Origin of the sequence: Acinetobacter sp. 18QD2AZ41W (genome assembly GCF_009829025.1) — a bacterium.
GTDB classification, from domain to species: domain Bacteria; phylum Pseudomonadota; class Gammaproteobacteria; order Pseudomonadales; family Moraxellaceae; genus Acinetobacter; species Acinetobacter pseudolwoffii.
Window position 1 is genome coordinate 17,570 of record NZ_WURP01000008.1, and the last position, 20,967, is coordinate 38,536.

The following is a 20,967-nucleotide window of genomic DNA, read 5'->3' on the forward strand; positions in this document are numbered from 1 at the left end:
GTCCCATAAATAAAAAAATCCCATCTGCGTATGGGATTTTTTTATGCGCGCTCAATCTATTGGATTTAACCGGTATGATCCAGACGCGAACCTAAGGTTTCTAAATGCATCGGGAAAATATTATTTTTACGGTCTGCAAAATAATGTCTTAGTGTATGTTCTACACTTGGGAAAGCCAGCTCGGTCCACGGAATATCTGCTTCATCGAATAAACGTGCTTCGATGGTTTCCTCACCAGCACCAAATTTTCCATCAATCAGATTGGCTTTGAACAGCACATAAATCTGGCCAATACGCGGAATGTTATACATACAGTACAACTGCTCAATCTCCACTTCGGCTTCAGCTTCTTCACGGGTTTCCCGTGCAGCACCTTGCTCCATGGTTTCAAACAGTTCCATATAGCCGGCAGGTAAAGTCCATAAACCGTAACGCGGTTCAATGGCGCGGCGGCACAGCAGGACTTTATTGTCCCAGAGTACCAGCGCGCCACAAATGACTTTTGGATTAATATAATGAATAGAGCCACATGAATTACACACACTGCGGATTTGTTGGTCGCCCAAAGGAATTTTTTCGGTCGTTTTATGTCCACAATTCACACAGAAGTTCATATTCATCATCAATGATAAAAGTAAGCTCAGGATAACTGAAAAATCAAAATTTGGCATCATTTCTATCCCGCTGAATCAAAAATCAGCTATGATGAAATTATGATCATGGCTAGGGCTGAAAGAATGGATGCGCGTGAGTTGACACAAAAGTTGCAGCAACGATTACGCTTTTCCAGGCGTATTCGATCTGCGCATGCTGCCGTGTTGATTGCGATCACCGATGAAGCTGATCCCAAAGTATTGCTGACCCGCCGTTCGGCCTATTTGAATAATCATGCCGGAGAGGTTTCGTTTCCGGGTGGCAAGCGCGATCCACAAGATACCAGCAATATTGTCGTGGCTTTAAGAGAAGCCTATGAGGAAACGGCATTAAATCCCTTTGATGTGCAGCTGATGGGGGACTTGCCCATGCAGAAAGCCCGTAATGGCATGCTGGTTAAGCCGATTGTCGGGCTGATTCCGCCGCAAGTGCAGCTGATTCCGCAACCAACGGAAATCGACCGGATTTTCTTTGCCTCATTGCAACATTTGCTTGAAGCCACGCCCACACCTTATGAAGTCCGCTTTGCCCAGCAATCTTTATATTTTCCAAGTATGCGGGTAGAAAATGAAGTGGTCTGGGGATTGACGGCACGTATGCTGATTTCTTTGTTCCAGTATGGATTGGATTATAAAAAAGACTGGCCATTCCTGCTCAATTCACCAAGTTTTAAACGCTCCAAATTTTTTTAACCATTGAACAGGATTTTATCAATGTTGTATAAATTTCAGGGACACACACCGACTGCTACACAGCAGCCATGGGATGGCTGGGTCGCACCAACTGCAACAGTAATTGGACAAGTCGAACTCGGGCAACAGGTCAGCATCTGGTTTGGTGCTGTGGTACGGGCAGATAACAGTAAAATTAAACTGGGTGATTTCAGCAATGTGCAGGAAAATGCCGTGCTGCATACTGATGCTGGTATTGAGATGCAAATTGGAAATTATGTCACCATCGGACATCAGGCCATGTTACATGGCTGTACCATTGGTGATAATAGCCTGATCGGGATTCAGGCGGTGATTCTGAATCATGCGGTGATTGGCAAGAATTGTATTATTGGGGCCAATGCCCTGATTCCTGAAGGCAAGATCATTCCGGATAATTCGGTGGTGATGGGTTCACCGGGCAAAGTGGTAAAAACGCTGGATCAAGACAGTATTCAAAAGCTGAAAATGAGTGCCCTGCACTATGCCGGGCATTTTCAGAAATTTCAGGATCTGGAACAAATTCAGCTTTAATACGATGTTCTAGAGAATCATGATAAGCCTAGAATTTTCTAGGCATTTTTGTATCTGTTTCGGGAAAATCTCGCGTAGCGGATATGAGTGGAGTATTATATCCGCGTTTTTTATATTCTCTGAATTAAGGTTGTGCATGAAAGTGCTGGCATTGGAGACTGCCAATGAGCAGTGTTCCGTCTCTGTGATCGATGATACTCAAGAACTATTTTTTCAGCTTGATGCGCGCGCCAAGGCACAAACGCAAACGATTCTCCCAATGATTGAACAAGGTCTGCAAGATCTTGGATTGACGATTGGCGATTTAACCGCGATTGCTTTTAGTCGTGGTCCGGGTTCTTTTAGCGGCGTGCGGATTAATGCCGCAGTCACGCAGGCGCTGGCCTGGTCAAATGATGTGCCGGTGATTCCGGTGTCGACTTTACAGGCCTTGGCGCAGGCAGCTTACCGTGTACATGGTTTAAGCGAAGTTTCTGCCGTGTTAGATGCACGCATGAGCGAAGTTTATATCGCGAGCTATCAACTGGATGCAGAGGGGATCATGCAGCCGGTCGATGAAGAACAATTATTAAGTTATGCCGAAGGCAGTCAGGCTGTTCGGTTTACGCCGGTGGGCTCTGGTGCTGAGCTGGTACAAACTGAAACTTCAATGTATAAAAATGTGCATGCGACCGCACAGGATATTGCCAGCATCGCACGTGCAGCAGCACACACAGAAAACTGGGTCAGTGCAGAATTGGCGCTGCCGGTCTATTTACGTGATAACGCGTGGAAAAAAATTCCTGAACAAGGCAAAGCATAATTAATTAGGATAAAGCATGGATCTTTTACTGCTACTCAAAGCGGCAATCATGGGTATTATCGAAGGTATTACCGAATTTTTGCCGATTTCCAGTACTGGCCATTTAATTTTGGCATCAGAATTAATGAATTTCTGGACCAAGGAAAAGAGTGATGTATTCGTCATTGCTATTCAAATGGGTGCCATTGCAGCGGTAATTTATGAATATTGGGCCCGTCTTTGGGGAGCAGCAACCGGAATTGTCAGCGGTGAGCCACAGGGTCGTCGCTTAGGGATTGGCCTGATTTTGGCCTCGATTCCAATTATATTGATTGGACTGACCTTGGGGCAAACGGTCAAACAGTTTCTGTTTAATGATATTGCCATTGCCATTGGTTTGATTGTGGGTGGCCTGATCATTATCTGGATTGAAAAACATCCACCTCAAGTTCGTGCACATGAAGTTGAAGATCTCAGTATTAAAGATGCCATCTGGATTGGTCTGATTCAGGTCTTGTCCTTGATTCCGGGAACCTCTCGTTCAGGTGCGACCATTATCGGTGCGATGTTTTTAGGTGTATCACGTAAGGCCGCGACTGAATTTTCATTCTTTCTGGGTATTCCGGTCATTATTGGTGCCGGCCTGCTGGATCTTTATCAAAGTTATGATGTGCTAAATACTACTGAAGACTGGGCCGTGATCGGGGTCGGGCTTCTGGTTTCTTTTATTTCGGCACTGTTACTCATCCGCGCGCTGGTGGCTTATGTCGCTAAACGCGACTTTATGATCTTTGCCTGGTATCGTATTGCTTCGGGTCTGCTGATTTTATTATTTGCCTATACAGGTTGGAAATTATGGTAAGCGCGATTCGCTTATATGCCGAATCTGACGATCAACAGAAAGCACAGCACTTCGGGGCTGTGCTTTCTTCTCGTGGGGTGCAGGTCGAAATTGAAACGGTTGAAAAACTCAATGCACGTTTCTTTCGTCTGAATCCTGAACTGGCCTTATGTGTGGATGAGAATGGACTTTGGCTTTGTGCCCATGGCATGAAAATGCAACCGGACTGGCAAGCCGAGACCGGACGTTTAAAACGTGCATCTTTAAAATCTGAAATGATTGCACGTGCCTGTCATTTAGCCGAGAAACCGAGCTTGATCGATGCCACCGCGGGTCTGGGACATGACAGTTTATTGATGGCGCATTTAGGTGCCCAAGTCACGCTGGTCGAACGACATCCCATATTATTTACTTTACTTGAAGATACCCATACCCGTGCACAATCTGATGTATTTCTGAGTCAAGTCGTATCACGGATTCAACTGGTCTTTTCTGATTCAGCCGATTATCTGAAGCAGCAAGCCGAGCAGCATCGAACTGTAGATGTGGTCTATCTGGATCCGATGTTCCCGCAGCGGGATCAGAACCAGCAGGCGGTCAAGAAACAGGCGCAAGTCAAAAAACAGATGCAGCTCTTGCACATGCTTTTGCCTGAAGATGGCGAAATGGATCTGGGAGATAACCTGTTGGAATTGGCGCAAAAAATTGCCAAACGTGTGGTAGTCAAACGTCCACGTCTGGCGGTGTTTTTGGCAGAAAAAGAACCTCATCATCAATGGCAGGGTGATGCCTGCCGTTTTGATGCATATTTTCAGCATGAACTTGTGGCTGAATAAGATAATTGTTTCAATATTAAGCAAGGATTTGTTGTATATTTAACAATTGGCATTGATAAAACCGTTATCAAGCATAAACTTATTCAGCACCTTAGCGAGCCACTGATCTCCTTGAAATTCTATGATCGACTTTAAACCCTCCATTAATTTTTGGCACGATTTTAAGAGCAACCAAATTGCCGGGATGTGGTTATTTCTGGGATCTCGGCGTTCATTGCAACTGGTTCGTCCATCGATCATGCAATTGGTGTTCTGGGGGATTCTGGGTGGTTGTGCCAACAGCCTATTTAGCTGGCTCAGTTCAGGCCGTATGGGAGATTTTAACTCTCAAGGTCTGATTAGTTATGCACTTTGGCCTTTTATTGCGCTGATTGTGGGTATCTTTCTGTCGCAACGGATCAATAACCTGCGTTTGATGCTGGTGCCGGCATTGTTATGGTTGGTTTTAGATACCCATATCATGCTGTTCCAGTGCCTGATTCAATATCTGGGCGATCTGGACTATCTGCCTTATATCCTCTATGACTATATTCCGACCCTGTTTGTCATGTTATTTGTCTGGCAAAGTCTGGCTGTGGTCTGGGTAATTTCACGTGAATTAAAATGGCCTTGGTGGGAGCGTGCGCTGATTATGCTGGCGACCTTGTTTACGCTGGTGGTCTGGCAAATTTCAGTCAAAGATCAACCGATCTGGAAAGTCGAAGAAATTCCACCGAGCTTTGCCGAAGATGCATTTTATGCGCAGCCAATTTTGCTGAATAAAGCCCTGGAAAATATCGAATACGGTGAATTTTCCCAATCGCATTGGTATTTTATGGGCGTGGCTGGCGCAAGTTATCAGGATGTATTTCATTCTGAAATTGAGCGGATTAAAGAGCAGTTTGATACCCGTTTTGGCACTTATGGCCGTTCTATTGCTTTGGTCAATCATCCGGCAACACGTACCACCCTGCCGATTGCCTCCAAAACAAGTATGGAACTGGCATTGCGCCGTATGGGCCAGCAGATGAACCGTGAAAGTGATGTGTTATTTTTATATATGACCTCTCATGGCCTGCCAAATGTGTTTGAAATGGAAAATGCGCCGCTGGATTTGGCCCAGGTCGATCCAAAATGGTTACGTGAAACGCTGGATGCAGCAGGCATTCGCTGGCGTGTGATTGTGATCTCGGCCTGTTTTTCCGGCAGCTTTGCTTCGGCCCTGCAGAATGACAATACCCTGGTGATTACGGCTTCGGCAGCCGACCGTCAGTCTTTTGGCTGCTCCAATGAAGCGGATTATACCTATTTCGGCCGTGCATTCTTTGATGAAGCGATGCGTGAAAATAGCAGTCTGCAAGCCGCGTTCGAACAGGCCAAAGCGACCGTGGCAAAATGGGAATCAGCACAAGGCTTTGAGCCTTCAGAGCCGCAATGGGTGATTGGCAAGAATATGCAATTGATGTTGCCACAGCTGGAACAACGTTTATTTCCGCAAACCAGTACAATGACACAATCACCTTAGATCAATGTCATCAGCAGATATGCTGCAATCATAAGGAATATGCCATGGAACTCGTACAGAACAATAGAAGCTTTGAAGGTGAACAGCGGATTTATCGCTTTGATTCGAAAGTACTGAAAACATCGACCAAATTTGGTATTTATCTGCCGCCTCAAGCCCTAGAAGGTCATAGCTGTCCGGCATTGTTTTATCTGGCAGGCTTGACCTGTACCGAGGAAACCTTTGCGATTAAGGCACATGCGCAGCGTCTGGCAGCACAATTGGGCCTGATTTTAATCACACCGGATACATCGCCACGCGGTGAAGCTGTGGCAGAAGGCGATCACTGGGATATCGGTCAGGGAGCAGGTTTTTATATCAATGCCACCGAAGCGCCGTGGGCTGAACATTATCAGATGGAAAGCTTCATCGTCGATGAACTCTATGCACTGGTCACAGAAGAGTTTGTGATTCAGCCGGGCAAGATCGGCATATTCGGTCACAGTATGGGCGGACATGGTGCATTGACTCTGGCTTTTAAATATCCAGAAAAATTTAGTTCAGTTTCGGCTTTTGCACCGATCTGTGCACCAAGCCAATGTCCTTGGGGAGACAAAGCTTTCTCGAATTATCTGGGTGAAAACCGTGAAGAATGGCTCAAGCATGATGCGACTGTACTGGTTAAAGAGAAAGGGGCCTTATTCGCTGACATCCTGATTGATCAGGGTTTTTCAGACCAGTTCTATAGCCAGCTGAATCCGGCGCTGTTCCAGCAGGCCTGTGATGTCGTGAACCAGTCGCTGACCTTGCGTGAACATCAGGGTTATGATCATGGCTATTACTTTATTCAAAGTTTTATGGATGACCATCTACAGTTTCATGCGGTACAGCTTCAGCCTTAAACTCAAAACTGCTGGCACAAAAAAGCCCTGAATAACAGTAATGTTGATCAGTTAAGGAGTTTAGAAATAGACTCTTTAATTTTTTAGTCACTCACAGCGGAGTATTAATTTTATAAATCAAATTCTTGTAAATTATTTGTTACTTTGGTTTCGCCCAAATGAGAAGCGAAGCTTCGCAAGGAAGGCATCTTGCGGAGCAACACTCCTCACCGCAAAACTCGTCAGCCACCATCGACTAGTAAGCTTGTCGCAGAAACAATCATTTTTAAATGTAGTCCTGCCTCAAACAGTTGCGGATGACTTTTCTATCTATCAGATATAATCATGAATTTGAAAAAGAAAATGTCAGTCAATTCCTTAACTGACTGGCATTACTGAATAACAGGGGCTTTTTATCGCTTATCTTTGCCAGTCGGCTGTTAAATCTTCCTGTCCCATGCGGATCAGATGATCCAGAACCACATTTTCCAGTTTATCGAAATCGGTAGATTCATCGCTACTTTGGATGGTCACCAGCAAGTGTTCAGTCTGAGGAACTAACATCAGCTCTGCACTCGGAAAATGAATCAGGAACTGCTGGTCTGTTTCTTCGATGGTAAACTTATGCTTCCAGTGATTGGCCAGGCGTTTGGCAAGGCGCTGCGCCTGTTGAGTCTGGATCTGGGCGGTACTTTGCATTCTTACTCCTCTAAACTTTTTATCCTTGTCAGGACTTTAAACCAAATTGAAAGGCATTCATAAGCCTTAAAGCGTTACACAGCGTTTTATTCTTGCAACATCAAGGTCACAGTAGCGGGACTGGATTTGTTATAATGAGAAAAATCCAATTTTAGCTAGCCAGGTTCTCCCATGTCCAAGCCATATTTAATTGCACCTTCAATTTTATCTGCCGATTTCGCCCGATTAGGTGAAGAAGTCGAGAACGTCTTGGCAGCAGGGGCAGATGTTGTTCATTTTGATGTGATGGATAATCATTATGTACCGAATCTGACTTTTGGTGCAGGCGTTTGTAAGGCATTGAAAAACTATGGGATCAAAGCCCCGATTGATGTGCATTTGATGGTGAAACCGGTAGATCGTATGATCGGGGATTTCCTTGAAGCAGGTGCCGATATCATTACCTTCCACCCGGAAGCATCTGACCATATTGACCGTTCTTTACAGTTGATCAAATCGGGTGGTGCAAAAGCCGGTTTAGTCTTTAACCCGGCCACACCGCTACATTATCTGGATTATGTATTAGATAAAGTAGATCAAATTCTGTTGATGAGTGTGAACCCGGGTTTTGGTGGACAGAAATTCATTCCGATGACTTTGGATAAACTGCGTCAGGCCCGTAAACTGATCGATGCTTCAGGGCGTGATATTCAGCTGGAAGTCGATGGCGGTGTTACCCCAAGCAATATTCGTGCAATTGCCGAAGCGGGTGCGGATATGTTTGTCGCTGGATCTGCTATTTTTGGCAAGCCGGATTATAAAGCTGTAATTGATGAAATGCGTGCAGAATTAGCCAAAGTCGGTCAGGTTCAACTCTAATCGCTAAAAAGTAGTGTGCACATAAATATGTGGATAACTTTATGGATAAGTGTGTAGATATCCATGTGGGTAACCATATGGATATGTTGTGTAAAATGTAATCGTTTGTAGCCAGATTGATTATGCCTTAGACGAAATTTGTATAAAAAGAGCTCAAATTTGGTTCTTTTTATACCTTCCAACCCCTCTTGTTTAGGGGTTGTTTATTCATCACAGGTTCATAATCATGTTAAATAAAAAGTGATCAATAGGTCTTGAAATTGTATTTCATTGTGTAATCTCTTTGCTCGTTATTTAAATTTAATGGATGTGTATAACTTGATATGCTGCACTTATTTTTGTGAAATTGTTGTTGCTGAATTTGCCTGATCATGGGGGCTATTTCTGAATGATCATTTTGAATATCTACCATAATAACAGCAGCGACAAATGTCTTGAAGATTTGAGTAAGATCAGGTTAAGTTGCATCTCTAAGAGTCATGTTTTGTAAAAATAATCAGGTGTGCGTAATCTGGTTTTATAAAATTTTTTATAGGTAGGAGGAACGACCTCCCTTGTCTATTTCATGCTGAAATGCACAGGAAAAATCGTCAGGACGGCCTGATTCTTAGATAAAAGAGGAGGGCTGCATGGCCTGGATTGCACTTATATTCGCAGGTGTTTTTGAAATCGTTTGGGCATATTCCATGAAATTGTCCGAAGGATTTACCCGATTAACGCCAAGTATCATCACCATTTTCTTTATGATTCTCAGCTTTGCCTTACTGGCCTATGCCATGCGTACTTTGCCATTAGGCACAGCTTACGTGATCTGGACCGGAATCGGGGCTGTGGGTTCATTTCTGATCGGGATTTTAGTTCTGGGTGAGCCGACATCAGCCATGCGTATGCTGGCTGCAGTATTGATTATTTCCGGTCTGGTGCTGATGAAAGTATCTTCTTCATAATTTGTTTCAGCCTGTCTCGGTGAACTGAGTTAAAATAGAAAATAAACTCCGCTGATCCGGGATAGGGTGTAAGCATGAACTTAAGTTATCTCTATATGGATTCTCCAGTCGGTCAGTTACGACTGGTCGCGAATGACACCGCACTGGTAGCTGTGCTTTGGGATTGTGAACAGCCGAATCGGGTGAAACTGGCGACCTTGGTGGAAGATCCGCAGCATCCGGTATTGATTGAAACCAGACGCCAGCTTCAGGAGTATTTTGCTGGTCAGCGCAATGTTTTTGACTTGCCTTTGGACTTTGCCGGAACCGATTTTCAGAAAAAAGTCTGGCAGGCTCTGCTGAATATTCCTTATGGCCAGACCCGAAGCTATCGCGATATTGCCGAGCAGGTGGGTAATGTTAAAGCAGTGCGTGCCGTGGGTGCAGCCAACGGGAAAAACCCGATTTCGATTATTGCACCCTGTCATCGGGTGATTGGCAGCAGTGGTAAGCTGGTGGGCTTCGCCGGTGGTTTGGATAAAAAAGAAATTCTGTTAAATATTGAGCGAACGCATTAAGATCGAAGTCTTAAAATAAATGAAAATTAGAATATTGAACATTCCACATTACAGATATTAAGTTCGCTCTGGTCCAGTGTATGGTGGATTTTTCTGCTGTTCTTTGGCGTGATTGTTTTTAAATTATTTAAGCCATTTTTAAAAGGGAAATTAGGAGAATTTGCGGTTGCTGCCCATGTCAAACTGTATTTAAAAGACCCTGAATACATTCTGCTGAATGATTTGACCCTTCCAGATGGAGCAGGTGCCACCACACAAATCGATCATCTGCTATTAAGTCCTTATGGCATCTTTGTGATTGAAACCAAAAACTATAAGGGCTGGATTTTTGCAAGCGCGCGTCAGAAACAATGGACCCAGAAAATTTATAAAAACAGTTATACATTTCAAAATCCGATTCATCAAAACTATAAACACATCAAAGTTCTGGAACAATTACTGACTGATATTGTGGAGCCAGATCTTTTGCATTCCGTGATTGTATTTATGCCGGATGCGGTATTTAAAACACCAATGCCGAATGAGGTATTTTGCGGTGCAGGCTGGACCGATTATGTGAAAAGTTTTGATCAACAGATGGTTTCTGAAACAAAATTAAAACGGATACAACTGCGTTTAGAAAAAGAGCTTTTAGAAAAATCCTGGAAAACCAATCGGAAACATGTAGAAAGCTTAAAACAGCATAAGCAGCCTTAAAATGATTTATAGAATCAAAAAAAGCCTTTGAATCATTCAAAGGCTTTTGCATTTACATAGTTGAGGCTTTCAGTTTTTCGGTCATTTCAGTCAGAACTTTAATCCGCTTTACTTCATCCCATAAGGCTTTGGCTTCAGGATAATGTTTCGACATCATGCCGAGCCATTGCTTGTAACGACCGACCATCCCGATCTCAGTTTTGGCGGGGCCATTGATAAAACGAATTTGCAGTTCCAGCAGTTCATTCCAGTTCATCAAAGGTGCATCCGAATTTTGACGGATACATTGGGTCAGGTCGGGTGTGGTCACGGCACCACGGCCAATCATCAGGTCTTCGCAACCGGATTCCAGACGACACTGTTTGGCATCGGTATTGTTCCAGATTTCACCATTGGCAATCACATTAATTTTCAGTGCTTCACGAATCGGTTGTAGCTGGTCCCAAAAAGCAGGCGGGGTATAGCCATCGGCTTTGGTGCGCGCATGCACCGTCACCCAAGATGCTCCTGCATCTTCAATAGCATGGGCATTGTCCAGCATAAAGTTGCGATCCATATAACCCAAACGCATTTTCGCAGACACCGGAATATGCGCCGGTACTGCATCTCGCACGGCTTTGACTAACTCATGTACCACTTCGGGTTCATCCAGTAAAACGGAACCGCCGCGATGACGGTTCACGGTTTTCGCAGGACAACCAAAATTCAGGTCAATCGCCGGTGCGCCCATTGCGGCAACTTTGGCTGCATTTGCTGCCAGCATTTCCGGATTATTTCCCAGAAACTGCACATGTACCGGCGTACCCGCCGCCGTCTTGCCATCATTTAACAGTTCCGGGCAGTAACTGTGATAAACATGATCGGGCAGGATAGAGTCGGTGACACGGATAAACTCGGTCACGCACCAGTCAAAGCTACCTACGGATGTCAGCACATCACGCATAATCGGATCGGTTAAGCCTTCCATGGGAGCAAGCACAAGTTTCAACGGTGCACACCTGTAAATTTAAAACGGTGTTATACGTTTTTTTAGCCAGCCTGTCTAGGTTGGAGGGAGAATTGAAATTTGAGAACTTGAAAATTGAGCTTGTGGAATGGATATAAAAAAGGCCTTTAATGTGGATTAAAGGCCTTTCACAGTGAAGCTTAAGATGGCTGATTCATATCCAGCTATTTTAGTCAGCCAGTTTTTCGACTTTCATACTCTCACGATAATACTGACAGCCCTTATACAACAAGAAGAAGCCAATCACTCCGGCAATGGCATTGACGATCGAAATAGAATTACCAACCATCATCGTGTTCTGAAAATATTTATCCGTGATCAACGCCACTGCGGTGGTTCCGATGCCTAAGGCAATCAGATTTGAAATTAGCAGAAACTTGGCAGAGACCTGGGCTCGTAACTGGTTTGGTGTCAGCATTTGCGTAGCAGCAGCGGATGCAGGAATCGGGAAAGTGGAGAAGAACATCGCCACAAAAATCAGCGCAAATGAAAGCTGCATATTATCGACCTGAGTAAACAGCACACTCGGAATAATCAGCGCCGCACAGCCAATGGCACCGGTACGAATTGCAGCATCGCTATAGCCACGCTTTGAAAAGAAGTCGATCAGCCAGCCACAGAACAGGGCTCCCGAAGTATTCGCGACCAGGATAATCGTACCGAGGATATAACCGGTTTGACTCGCATCCAGACCGAAATTACGCATGTAATAGGCAGGTGCCCAGCCCAGCAGCGAATACAGCATCATGGTGTAAAAAGAAAAGCCGATAAAATGACAGAAAAAGGTCTTTTTATGTGTCTTGATAAAACCGATCGAATTTTTGAAAGAGGCTTTAATGACATGACCATCCTGACCGACTTTCATGCCCTTACGTGCAGGCTCACGCACCGTCAAAACCATCAGCAGGGCCAGCAATACGCCTGGTAGACCCACAATCATAAAGGTAAGTTGCCAGGTTTTTACTTCACCAATGAGCGGTAAAGCCACGAAGCTGACATCTTTTAGCAGGCCAATCACATAGCCGCCAATCAGGAAAGCTAAACCCGAACCAATAAAGGCACCAATCGCATATACCCCGAGTGCACGGCCTAATTTATCTTTGGGAAATAAATCGGCAACGATTGAATAAAAGGCAGGGGAAAGCGCAGCTTCACCGGCACCGACACTCAAACGAGCAATAAACATTTGAATAAAGTTTTTACTGAGACCACAGGCCGCTGTAGCGAGGCTCCAGAATGCAATCCCGGTCGCAATAATTTTAATCCGGGACTTTCGATCCGCCAGCGCGGCAATGGGCAGACCCATAATGGCATAAAACAGAGAGAAGGCCAGGCCTTGTAACAGGCTGAACTGGGTATCGCTTAGCATTAAATCGGCTTTAATCGGTTCAATCATTAAGGATAAAATTTGACGGTCTACAAATGACAGAATGTAAGCCACCATACAAATGACGACCACATACCATTGATAGGTGCTGCTTTCCGGTGGTGGTTCAATCTGTTCAGACAGCGGCACGGCCGTTTCTGTCGGTGTAGGCTCAAAACTTTGATTGGGCGGTTGAATCGTCCTTTCAACCATGTCTATGTCTAGCGATTTATCATTCATCATGCAACATCCTGTGCTGATCGTTTGAGATATTTATTTGATACTTTTAATTTATATATTATTTTTATTTTGTATCGCGTTTGATCAATCTAAAGTTTAATTGGATTGACGTCAATCTGTTTTTTAAGAATAGATACAAATAATATTTGAATCAAAAAAAAAGGAATCATAATGATTCCTTTTTTGAGTTTAAATGTTTAGCCACGCTCAACCAGGGTCAAAATATCATAGGTTGCGACCAGTTCATTGCGCTGATTTTTGACTTTAATATCCCAGACCACGACACCATGTGGTTTCTGTGCCGGATCGCGCAGTGCTTTTGGAGTTTTCTGCTTACAGGTCAGTTCTACCTGAATGGTATCGCCAATTTTCACCGGCTCTACAAAGCGCAAGTTGTCCATGCCATAGTTGGCAATGACCGGGCCTGGAGCAGCCTCGACGAATAAACCGGCCGCGGCAGATACCACAAAGTAACCATGGGCCACGCGCTCACCAAACAGTGATTCTGCCGCAGCAATTTTGTCCATATGCGCATAAAAGTGATCACCGCTCAGGCAGCCGAAATTCACCAGATCGGCTTCGGTCACGCTACGTCGTGCAGTCAGTAAACGCTCACCGATACGCAATTCATCAAATGATTTTTTGAATGGATGCACACGGTCTTCAAAGACCTGAGCACCAGCCGTCCAGCTATGACCGACTTGGGTCATGGCATTCGGGGAACCTTGAATCGCAGTCCGTTGCATATAATGTTTCACTGCACGTAAGCCACCGAGCTCCTCACCGCCACCAGCACGTCCCGGTCCACCATGCACCAGCAAAGGTAATGGAGAACCATGTCCGGTACTTTCTTTGGCACTTTCTGCATCCAGAATATGGACACGACCATGCCATGGCGCAATTTTGCTGAGCAGTTGTTCAATATTTTCATCAGTATTGCGTACGATGGAGGCGACTAGGCTACCTTCGCCACGTGCCACCAGGTCAGCCAGCTGAGCCAGGTCACTATATGGCATTAAAGTGACAACAGGCCCAAAGGCTTCGATTCTATGAATATTCTCTGCCTGAGCCGGCGCTTTGCATAACAAGACGGTGGGCGGATAACATGCAGATTTCTCCGTATTTTGTACTTGAAGCTTAAAGTCCTGACGTAAATGGCTACCGAACACAATTTCTGCATCCTGGCTGAGCTGTTCAACTTTTGCAGCGACATCATGTTTCTGTTTGACACTGGCCAAAGCACCCATTGTCACGCCTTCCTGAGCCGGATCGCCCACGACCACTTTTTTCAGTTTTTCAATCAGACGACTTTGCACGGTATCCAGCAGCTCGGCTGGAACAAAAGCGCGACGAATGGCAGTACATTTTTGTCCGGCTTTGCTGGTCATTTCACGGAAAACTTCACGGACAAATAAATCAATCGTTTCATCATTGGCTTGCGCCGTCAAAATCGCACTATTGACCGAATCTGCTTCCATAGCGAATGGAATCGAGTAGGCATTTAAGTGTGGATGCGAACGCAGTTTTTGCCCTGTTGATGCAGAACCGGTAAAGGTGACCGTATCCTGAGGATTTAAATAATCAAACAAATCATAAACCTGTCCGCAAATGAGCTGCAATGAACCTTCTGGCAAGAAACCGCTTTCATGAATGGCTTTGACCACGGCATGGGTCAGCTCGGCACCTTCGGTCGCCGGTTTGACAATACAGGGTACGCCTGCCAGTAGCGTAGGAGCGATTTTCTCCAGCATGCCCCAGATTGGAAAGTTAAAGGCATTGATATGCACGGCAACACCGGCTTTAGGCGTCAGAATATGTTTCGCGCCAAAGCTACCTTGCTTAGAAAGAGGAATCCAGGCATCTTCGACCCATGCTGTTTCATCACTCAGTTCACGACGCACCAAACTCGAATAGGCATATAAGGTGCCAATCCCGCCTTCAATATCAATCCAGGCATCTTTACGGGTACAGCCGGTCGCCTTGGCAAGTTCATAAAAGTCTTCTTTGCGCTCCATCAAATACTGTGCCACTTGCTTCAGTGCATTGGCACGTTGATGGAAGGTCCATGTGGCGATAGTCGCGCCTTTTTGTTTGGCATACTTGACTACAGCTTGGGTATCGATGCCCTGACTGCCGACCTGATAAACCGCTTCACCGCTAATGGCATGATAAACCGTACGTAAATCGGCTTGCGCTGTGTATTCCTGGCCGTACACCAGTGAAGCTAAGCTTTTGATGGCAATAGGATTATGAGTTGATTCAGTATCTTGATAATCCATTGTGCTTGAGTTGCTGTCTAACTCTAACATGGTAAAAACTCCATTTATGATACGTTTTGAGATGTATTTTAATTTTGATGTTTCATAATTTGTGTTGAAAAAGTGAAAATGTCAATCATAAATCTGTGTTTAAAAATGATTAGGAATAAAATAAAAAATATTAAACTATATAAAACAATCATTTATTAAAAATAAGCAATAAAAATTAAATGATACCAATAAATAGATATTGATTTTAATTTTGTATCGTTTTAATTTGAGTGTATCAACACTTGGGATAAGTGAGGGAACAATGAATAATCAACAACAAATCTTTGATCAAAAGATTGAAAAGGATATTTCCATCGAGCCGAAGGACTGGATGCCGGAGGCTTATCGTAAAACTTTAATTCGTCAGATTGGTCAGCATGCACACTCTGAAGTGGTGGGCATGTTGCCGGAAGGCAACTGGATTACCCGTGCACCGACTTTAAAACGTAAAGCCGTGCTGATGGCAAAAGTTCAGGATGAAGCCGGTCATGCTTTGTATCTGTACAGTGCTGCAGAAACCCTGGGTGCCGATCGTGACGACATGATGGATAAACTGATTGCCGGTCGCATGAAATATTCCTCAATTTTTAACTATCCAACCCTGAGCTGGGCCGATGTTGCAGCGATTGGCTGGCTGGTGGATGGTGCGGCTATTGTCAATCAGGTTGCGCTGTGCCGTACGTCTTACGGTCCTTATGCACGTGCCATGGTGCGTGTCTGTAAGGAGGAAAGTTTCCATCAGCGTCAGGGCTTTGAAGCCATGATGGAACTGGCCAATGGTACATCGGAACAAAAGCAGATGGCACAGGATGCCGTGAACCGTTTCTGGTGGCCGGCACTGATGATGTTTGGTCCAAGTGATGATAATTCACCGAACAGTGCACAAAGTATGCAGTGGAAAATTAAATTATTCAGCAACGATGAGCTACGTCAGAAATTTGTTGATAACACTGTGTCACAAGTGTTGCAGCTCGGGTTAACGGTTCCCGATCCAGACCTCAATTTTAATGAAGCAACCGGACATTATGAATTTGGTGAAATCAATTGGGATGAGTTCTTTGCGATTCTTGCAGGCAAGGGACCGTGTAACCATGAGCGTATTGAAGCACGCCGCAAAGCTTGGGAAGGCGGTAAGTGGGTACGTGATTCAGCAGCAGTCTATGCGCAAAAACAGCAGCAACAGTCAGCAGCACAAAAAGTTGCTTAAAACAGTTTGATCAATATAGGGAATTTTGCTCATGAATAACAAAAACAACTGGTCACTTTATGAAGTGTTTGTGCGTAGTAAACAGGGTCTGAGTCACCGTCATGTTGGCAGCCTGCGTGCACCGGATGAGGAAGTCGCACTACAAAATGCCCGCGATGTATATACCCGCCGCAATGAAGGTATCAGTATCTGGGTGGTGAAATCTGAATTGATTACCTCTTCCCAGCCAGATGAAAAAGCAGAATTTTTTGAACCAGCTTTGGACAAGGTCTATCGCCATCCAACCTTTTATAACATTCCAGCTGGCATCGAGCACATGTAAAGGGAAAGGTGAAGATTATGACAAATCAAGTATTGGCAGAATTTCTTTTACATGTGGGCGACAGTCAACTGGTGTTGTCGCATCGTTTGGCAGAATGGTGTGGCCATGCCCCTGAACTGGAACTGGATATTGCCTTGGCCAATATCGGACTGGATTTATTGGGTCAGGCACGTACTGCACTCAGTCTGGCCGGTGAAGTGGAAGGCTTGGGCCGTGATGAAGACAAGCTGGCTTATTTCCGCACTGAGCGTGACTATCGTAATTTGCTGCTATGCGAACAGCCAAATGGTGACTTTGCCCAGACCTTGGTACGCCAGTGGTTGATGGATCACTATCACGCTTTATTGTTTAGTGCCTTAAGTCAAAGTCAGCATGCTGAATTGGCGGCTTTTGCAGTGAAATCACTCAAAGAAGTGAAATATCACCAGCGTTTTTCCACCACCTGGATGGAGCGTTTAAGTTTGGGTACCGCAGAAGCGCATGAAAAAACCCAGCAAGGTTTAAACCAATTATGGCGTTTTACTGAGGAACTTTTTGTATTGACGGCCGCTGAAAAACAGCTGGTCAATAGTGGTGTCCTTCCAGATATTGAAAAGTTAAAAGTCCAGTGGCTAGAAACAATTACAGCCGAATTAGCCCGATTTGAATTAAGCCTGCCAGAGCTGGGCGCTTATCGTAGTGGGGCTAAACAGGGTTTACATACAGAACATCTCGGTTTTGTTTTGGCTGAACTGCAATACATGCAGCGCTCATATCCAAACATGAACTGGTAATTCGGCACAATCACAGGGAGTGAGTCGCATGAATCTGATTCGACACGTAGAAGATCAATGTTGGGACGTTTTACAGCAGGTTTCTGATCCAGAGATTCCAGTATTGTCAGTGATTGATCTGGGCATGATTCGTGGCGTCGAGCTGAATCAGCAGGATGAAATTGTGGTGCGACTCACGCCGACCTATAGCGGCTGTCCGGCCACGGATTTATTAAAAGCAGAAATTACCCAGGCTTTCGAGGCCAACGGTTTGACGCCAGTCAAAGTGATTGTCGATCTGTCTGAAGCTTGGACCACGGACTGGATGAGTGAATCGGGCAAACACAAATTACAGCAGTATGGTATTGCCCCGCCGCAAGGCCAGTCACATAGCTGCGGCACGCATGTGGCACTGACCGATGGCATCACTTGTCCACAGTGCTTAAGTAACAACAGCAAATTATTAAGTGAATTCGGTTCGACCGCCTGTAAAGCTTTATATCAATGTCGGGACTGCTTAGAAACTTTTGATTATTTCAAATGTATTTAATTGTAACGATTGTACGGTGGGCAGGGTAAACCAATAACAAGCCTGAACACCGCCATCTAAAAGAAGGATTTTGCCATGAGCCAATTTATACCATTAACCATTAAATCGATTCAGCCACAAACCGAGCAGGCGATCTGCATTGCTTTTGATCTCGCGCCTGAGCAGTTGGATGCATTTCAATATCAGCCAGGTCAGCACCTCACCATTCGTCATTTAACCAATGATGGCGAGCTGCGTCGCTGTTATTCGATCTGCAGTGATACTCAAGAAGATATGAGCATTGCGATTAAAAAAATTGATCAGGGTCAGTTCTCGAGCTGGGCCAATGCAAATTTAAAAGCCGGTGATGTGCTGGAAGTGATGCCTCCGCAAGGGGTGTTCTTTCAAAAAGCAGCCAAGGCCGGTGGTCAGAATTATCTAGGTTTCGCCGCAGGCAGTGGCATTACCCCAATTTTATCGATTGTAAAGTCGGTGCTAAACCGTCAAGCGGACGCAACATTCACCCTGGTGTATGGCAACCGTTCCTGGAAACAGACCATGTTCTCTGAACAGATCATGGACCTGAAAGACCGTTTTAAGGAACGTCTGCAACTGGTGAATATTTTTTCACGTGAACTGAATGATAGTGACATCTTTAACGGTCGTATCAATGCGGACAAATTGCAGCAGCTGTTTCAGGCCAATCTGATTTCAGCAGACACCGATCACTGTTTTGCCTGTGGTCCGGAAGAAATGATGGCAGCGGTCGAAACGGTATTACCGACTTGGGGCATTCAGCGCAGCAAGATTCATACTGAACGCTTCAATACGGGTACTGCACCGAAAGCAACCGCCCAGCAGATGGAAAGCCGCAGTGAAGAACGTGTCAATATTATCCTCGATGGTCGCGAGCTGATTGTTGAAGTCTCCAAACAGGATGACAGTATTTTAGATGCTGCGCTACGTGCCGGAGCCGATCTGCCTTATGCCTGTAAGGGCGGTGTTTGTGCCACCTGTAAATGTAAGGTGTTAGAGGGCCAGGTTGAAATGGCGGTGAATTACAGTCTGGAAGAAGATGAAATCCAGAAAGGCTATGTGCTCAGTTGTCAGGCACGTCCAACCACAGCCAATGTCCGACTCAGTTTTGATGAATAACAGCTGAATTTACAGCACTGAGCACAGCAGGAGTTCAAGGATGACTTACATTAAAACCAGCTCACCAAAACCCGGCGTAGTCCTGATTGAGCTGAATCGCCCGGAAAAGCGCAATGCCCTAAATAATGCGACCTTGCAAGGTATTGCAGCCTGTTTGCAGAACCTGGAAACAGATGCTGCTGTGAAAGCCGTGGTCATTACCGGAAATACGCAATGCTTTGCTGCCGGTGCTGATTTAAATGAATTGGCGCAGTTAGATGTGGTCAGCATCCAGCAGGATCAGCGGCCACTGCTGTGGAAAAAAATTGATGAATTTTCCAAACCTTTAATCATGGCCGTGAATGGTTATGCTCTTGGTGCAGGTTTCGAGTTGGCCTTGCATGGTGACATGGTGCTGACCGGAGAAAATGCCCAATTTGCCTTGCCTGAAATTGGTTTAGGCATGTTGCCGGGCGCCGGTGGCACACAGCGTCTGGCACGTCTGGTCGGTCAGCAATTGACGATGCGCTGGGCCATGACCGGTGAAATGATTTCAGCACAAGCCGCATTGCAACATGGCATGAGCAGCCAGATTTGTCCGACAGGATTGACCGTGCAATACGCACTGGAACTGGCAGAAAAAATTGCCAAGCAGGCACCGCTGGCCATTCGCGCCATCAAGCAATCTTTAAAGTCGATTCATGAAGTGACATTAAGTCAGGGACTGAAATTGGAACGTCAGCATTTTGTCTGGCTGGCGGCGACCCAAGATCGCCAAGAAGGCATCAATGCATTTTTACAAAAAAGAAAACCAGAATTTAGAGGTGTGTAATGGATTATCAAACAATTATTGTCGAAGAAAAAAATGCAGTGGGCTACCTGACCTTTAACCGTCCAAAACAGCTCAACAGCTTTAATGAAACCATGCATCAGGAAGTCTCCAGGGTCATCAAGGCCTGGGCCAAAGACAGCCAGATTCGTGCCGTGGTGATTTCAGCTGAAGGCCGTGGTTTCTGTGCCGGCCAGGATCTAAATGATCGTGTGGTCGATCCGAATGCTGATGCACCGGACTTAGGCCTGTCAATTGAAAAATACTACAACCCTTTAATCAAACTGATTACTGAAATGCCAAAACCGGTGATTTGTGCGGTGAATGGTGTGGCGGCAGGGGCCGGTGCCAATATTGCACTGGCCTGTGACATTGTAGTTGCTGCAAAATCGGCTTCCTTTATTCAGGCCTTTTGTCGTCTAGGTTTAGTACCAGATTCAGGCGGCACCTGGTTCTTGCCGCGTCTGGTCGGGCGTGCCCAGGCGATGGGCTTAGCGATGCTCGGCGATAAAATTCCGGCTGAGCGCGCAGCACAACTGGGCATGATCTGGCAGGTGGTTGAAGATGAGCAACTGCAAGTGGAAGCGAAAAAACTGGCCGAGCATTTGGCCAAGCAGCCGACTTATGGCCTGTCACTAATCAAAAAAGCCATTCATGCCGCAGCCGACAATAATCTGGATCAGCAGCTCATTCTGGAACGTGACCTGCAACGTCTGGCTGGACGTTCAAGTGATTATAAAGAAGGTGTACAAGCCTTTATGCAGAAGCGTACACCTGAATATAAAGGATGCTAAAT

General features: G+C 45.3%; 23 protein-coding genes. 18 read left to right on the forward strand and 5 right to left on the reverse strand.

Going from position 1 to position 20,967, the window contains the following annotated elements; translation table 11 throughout:
• Positions 1–65 precede the first annotated feature (65 nt).
• Positions 66–614 (reverse strand): NUDIX hydrolase, encoded by a 549-nt coding sequence (locus GVV58_RS11365; RefSeq protein WP_167381261.1) that lies wholly within the window; start codon positions 612–614, stop codon positions 66–68.
• A gap of 123 nt (positions 615–737) precedes the next feature.
• On the opposite strand from GVV58_RS11365, the gene GVV58_RS11370 reads away from it, so the two are divergent.
• The 7 genes from GVV58_RS11370 (at position 738) to fghA (ending at position 6,741) form a co-directional block, all read left to right on the forward strand.
• On the forward strand, positions 738–1,346 hold the full coding sequence (locus tag GVV58_RS11370; protein ID WP_005095870.1) for a CoA pyrophosphatase: 609 nt from the start codon (positions 738–740) through the stop codon (positions 1,344–1,346).
• Between the two features lie 21 nt (positions 1,347–1,367).
• The gene (locus tag GVV58_RS11375) at positions 1,368–1,898 is read left to right on the forward strand and encodes a gamma carbonic anhydrase family protein (protein WP_005095871.1); all 531 of its coding nucleotides are present in this window, start codon (positions 1,368–1,370) and stop codon (positions 1,896–1,898) included.
• 136 nt (positions 1,899–2,034) lie between these two features.
• A complete protein-coding gene (gene tsaB, locus GVV58_RS11380) occupies positions 2,035–2,700 on the forward strand; it encodes a tRNA (adenosine(37)-N6)-threonylcarbamoyltransferase complex dimerization subunit type 1 TsaB (RefSeq protein WP_005095873.1) in 666 nt (221 codons plus the stop codon).
• A gap of 16 nt (positions 2,701–2,716) precedes the next feature.
• Complete coding sequence (locus tag GVV58_RS11385) at positions 2,717–3,541, forward strand: undecaprenyl-diphosphate phosphatase (RefSeq protein WP_005095875.1); 825 nt, start codon at positions 2,717–2,719, stop codon at positions 3,539–3,541.
• A 5-nt stretch (positions 3,542–3,546) separates the two neighbouring features.
• A complete protein-coding gene (locus GVV58_RS11390; protein WP_171063363.1) occupies positions 3,547–4,356 on the forward strand; it encodes a class I SAM-dependent methyltransferase in 810 nt (269 codons plus the stop codon).
• Positions 4,357–4,477: 121 nt separating this feature from the next.
• Positions 4,478–5,860: a C13 family peptidase gene (locus GVV58_RS11395; protein ID WP_159516597.1), complete on the forward strand. Its 1,383-nt coding sequence runs from the start codon at positions 4,478–4,480 to the stop codon at positions 5,858–5,860.
• 44 nt (positions 5,861–5,904) lie between these two features.
• Positions 5,905–6,741 carry an S-formylglutathione hydrolase gene (fghA, locus tag GVV58_RS11400; protein ID WP_159516598.1) on the forward strand — a complete coding sequence of 279 codons (837 nt, stop codon included), beginning with the start codon at positions 5,905–5,907 and terminating at the stop codon, positions 6,739–6,741.
• 399 nt (positions 6,742–7,140) lie between these two features.
• On the opposite strand, the gene GVV58_RS11405 is transcribed toward fghA, so the two are convergent.
• Entirely contained in the window at positions 7,141–7,419 is a 279-nt protein-coding gene (locus GVV58_RS11405; RefSeq protein ID WP_100357371.1) for a DUF2218 domain-containing protein, read from the reverse strand.
• Positions 7,420–7,590: 171 nt separating this feature from the next.
• Between GVV58_RS11405 and rpe the strand changes: the two genes are divergently transcribed.
• From rpe to GVV58_RS11425, 4 genes are all read left to right on the forward strand, one after another.
• Positions 7,591–8,277, forward strand: a complete 687-nt coding sequence (gene rpe / locus GVV58_RS11410) for a ribulose-phosphate 3-epimerase (RefSeq protein ID WP_005172476.1) — start codon at positions 7,591–7,593, stop codon at positions 8,275–8,277.
• Positions 8,278–8,906: 629 nt separating this feature from the next.
• On the forward strand, positions 8,907–9,224 hold the full coding sequence (gene sugE / locus GVV58_RS11415; protein ID WP_005095886.1) for a quaternary ammonium compound efflux SMR transporter SugE: 318 nt from the start codon (positions 8,907–8,909) through the stop codon (positions 9,222–9,224).
• A gap of 74 nt (positions 9,225–9,298) precedes the next feature.
• The gene (locus GVV58_RS11420) at positions 9,299–9,781 is read left to right on the forward strand and encodes a methylated-DNA--[protein]-cysteine S-methyltransferase (protein WP_005095887.1); all 483 of its coding nucleotides are present in this window, start codon (positions 9,299–9,301) and stop codon (positions 9,779–9,781) included.
• 33 nt (positions 9,782–9,814) lie between these two features.
• On the forward strand, positions 9,815–10,477 hold the full coding sequence (locus GVV58_RS11425; protein WP_159516627.1) for a nuclease-related domain-containing protein: 663 nt from the start codon (positions 9,815–9,817) through the stop codon (positions 10,475–10,477).
• 52 nt (positions 10,478–10,529) lie between these two features.
• On the opposite strand, the gene GVV58_RS11430 is transcribed toward GVV58_RS11425, so the two are convergent.
• The 3 genes from GVV58_RS11430 to paaZ all read right to left on the reverse strand — a co-directional run bounded on the left by GVV58_RS11430 (position 10,530) and on the right by paaZ (position 15,398).
• On the reverse strand, positions 10,530–11,465 hold the full coding sequence (locus tag GVV58_RS11430) for a tRNA-dihydrouridine synthase (RefSeq protein WP_005095890.1): 936 nt from the start codon (positions 11,463–11,465) through the stop codon (positions 10,530–10,532).
• Between the two features lie 187 nt (positions 11,466–11,652).
• A complete protein-coding gene (locus tag GVV58_RS11435; protein ID WP_159516599.1) occupies positions 11,653–13,092 on the reverse strand; it encodes an MFS transporter in 1,440 nt (479 codons plus the stop codon).
• A 194-nt stretch (positions 13,093–13,286) separates the two neighbouring features.
• Positions 13,287–15,398: a phenylacetic acid degradation bifunctional protein PaaZ gene (paaZ, locus tag GVV58_RS11440; RefSeq protein ID WP_100357368.1), complete on the reverse strand. Its 2,112-nt coding sequence runs from the start codon at positions 15,396–15,398 to the stop codon at positions 13,287–13,289.
• Positions 15,399–15,660: 262 nt separating this feature from the next.
• On the opposite strand from paaZ, the gene paaA reads away from it, so the two are divergent.
• From paaA to paaG, 7 genes are all read left to right on the forward strand, one after another.
• The gene (gene paaA, locus GVV58_RS11445; protein ID WP_159516600.1) at positions 15,661–16,605 is read left to right on the forward strand and encodes a 1,2-phenylacetyl-CoA epoxidase subunit PaaA; all 945 of its coding nucleotides are present in this window, start codon (positions 15,661–15,663) and stop codon (positions 16,603–16,605) included.
• A 31-nt stretch (positions 16,606–16,636) separates the two neighbouring features.
• Entirely contained in the window at positions 16,637–16,927 is a 291-nt protein-coding gene (gene paaB, locus GVV58_RS11450; RefSeq protein WP_004279183.1) for a 1,2-phenylacetyl-CoA epoxidase subunit PaaB, read from the forward strand.
• Between the two features lie 17 nt (positions 16,928–16,944).
• Positions 16,945–17,700, forward strand: a complete 756-nt coding sequence (paaC, locus tag GVV58_RS11455; RefSeq protein ID WP_159516601.1) for a 1,2-phenylacetyl-CoA epoxidase subunit PaaC — start codon at positions 16,945–16,947, stop codon at positions 17,698–17,700.
• 28 nt (positions 17,701–17,728) lie between these two features.
• Positions 17,729–18,229, forward strand: a complete 501-nt coding sequence (gene paaD, locus GVV58_RS11460; protein WP_131269247.1) for a 1,2-phenylacetyl-CoA epoxidase subunit PaaD — start codon at positions 17,729–17,731, stop codon at positions 18,227–18,229.
• A gap of 75 nt (positions 18,230–18,304) precedes the next feature.
• Positions 18,305–19,363, forward strand: a complete 1,059-nt coding sequence (locus GVV58_RS11465) for a 2Fe-2S iron-sulfur cluster-binding protein (RefSeq protein WP_159516602.1) — start codon at positions 18,305–18,307, stop codon at positions 19,361–19,363.
• Between the two features lie 40 nt (positions 19,364–19,403).
• Positions 19,404–20,174: an enoyl-CoA hydratase-related protein gene (locus GVV58_RS11470; RefSeq protein WP_074384104.1), complete on the forward strand. Its 771-nt coding sequence runs from the start codon at positions 19,404–19,406 to the stop codon at positions 20,172–20,174.
• Positions 20,174–20,965 (forward strand): 2-(1,2-epoxy-1,2-dihydrophenyl)acetyl-CoA isomerase PaaG, encoded by a 792-nt coding sequence (gene paaG, locus GVV58_RS11475; RefSeq protein WP_159516603.1) that lies wholly within the window; start codon positions 20,174–20,176, stop codon positions 20,963–20,965. Before GVV58_RS11470 ends, paaG begins: the two co-directional genes overlap by 1 nt.
• Positions 20,966–20,967: the final 2 nt, after the last annotated feature.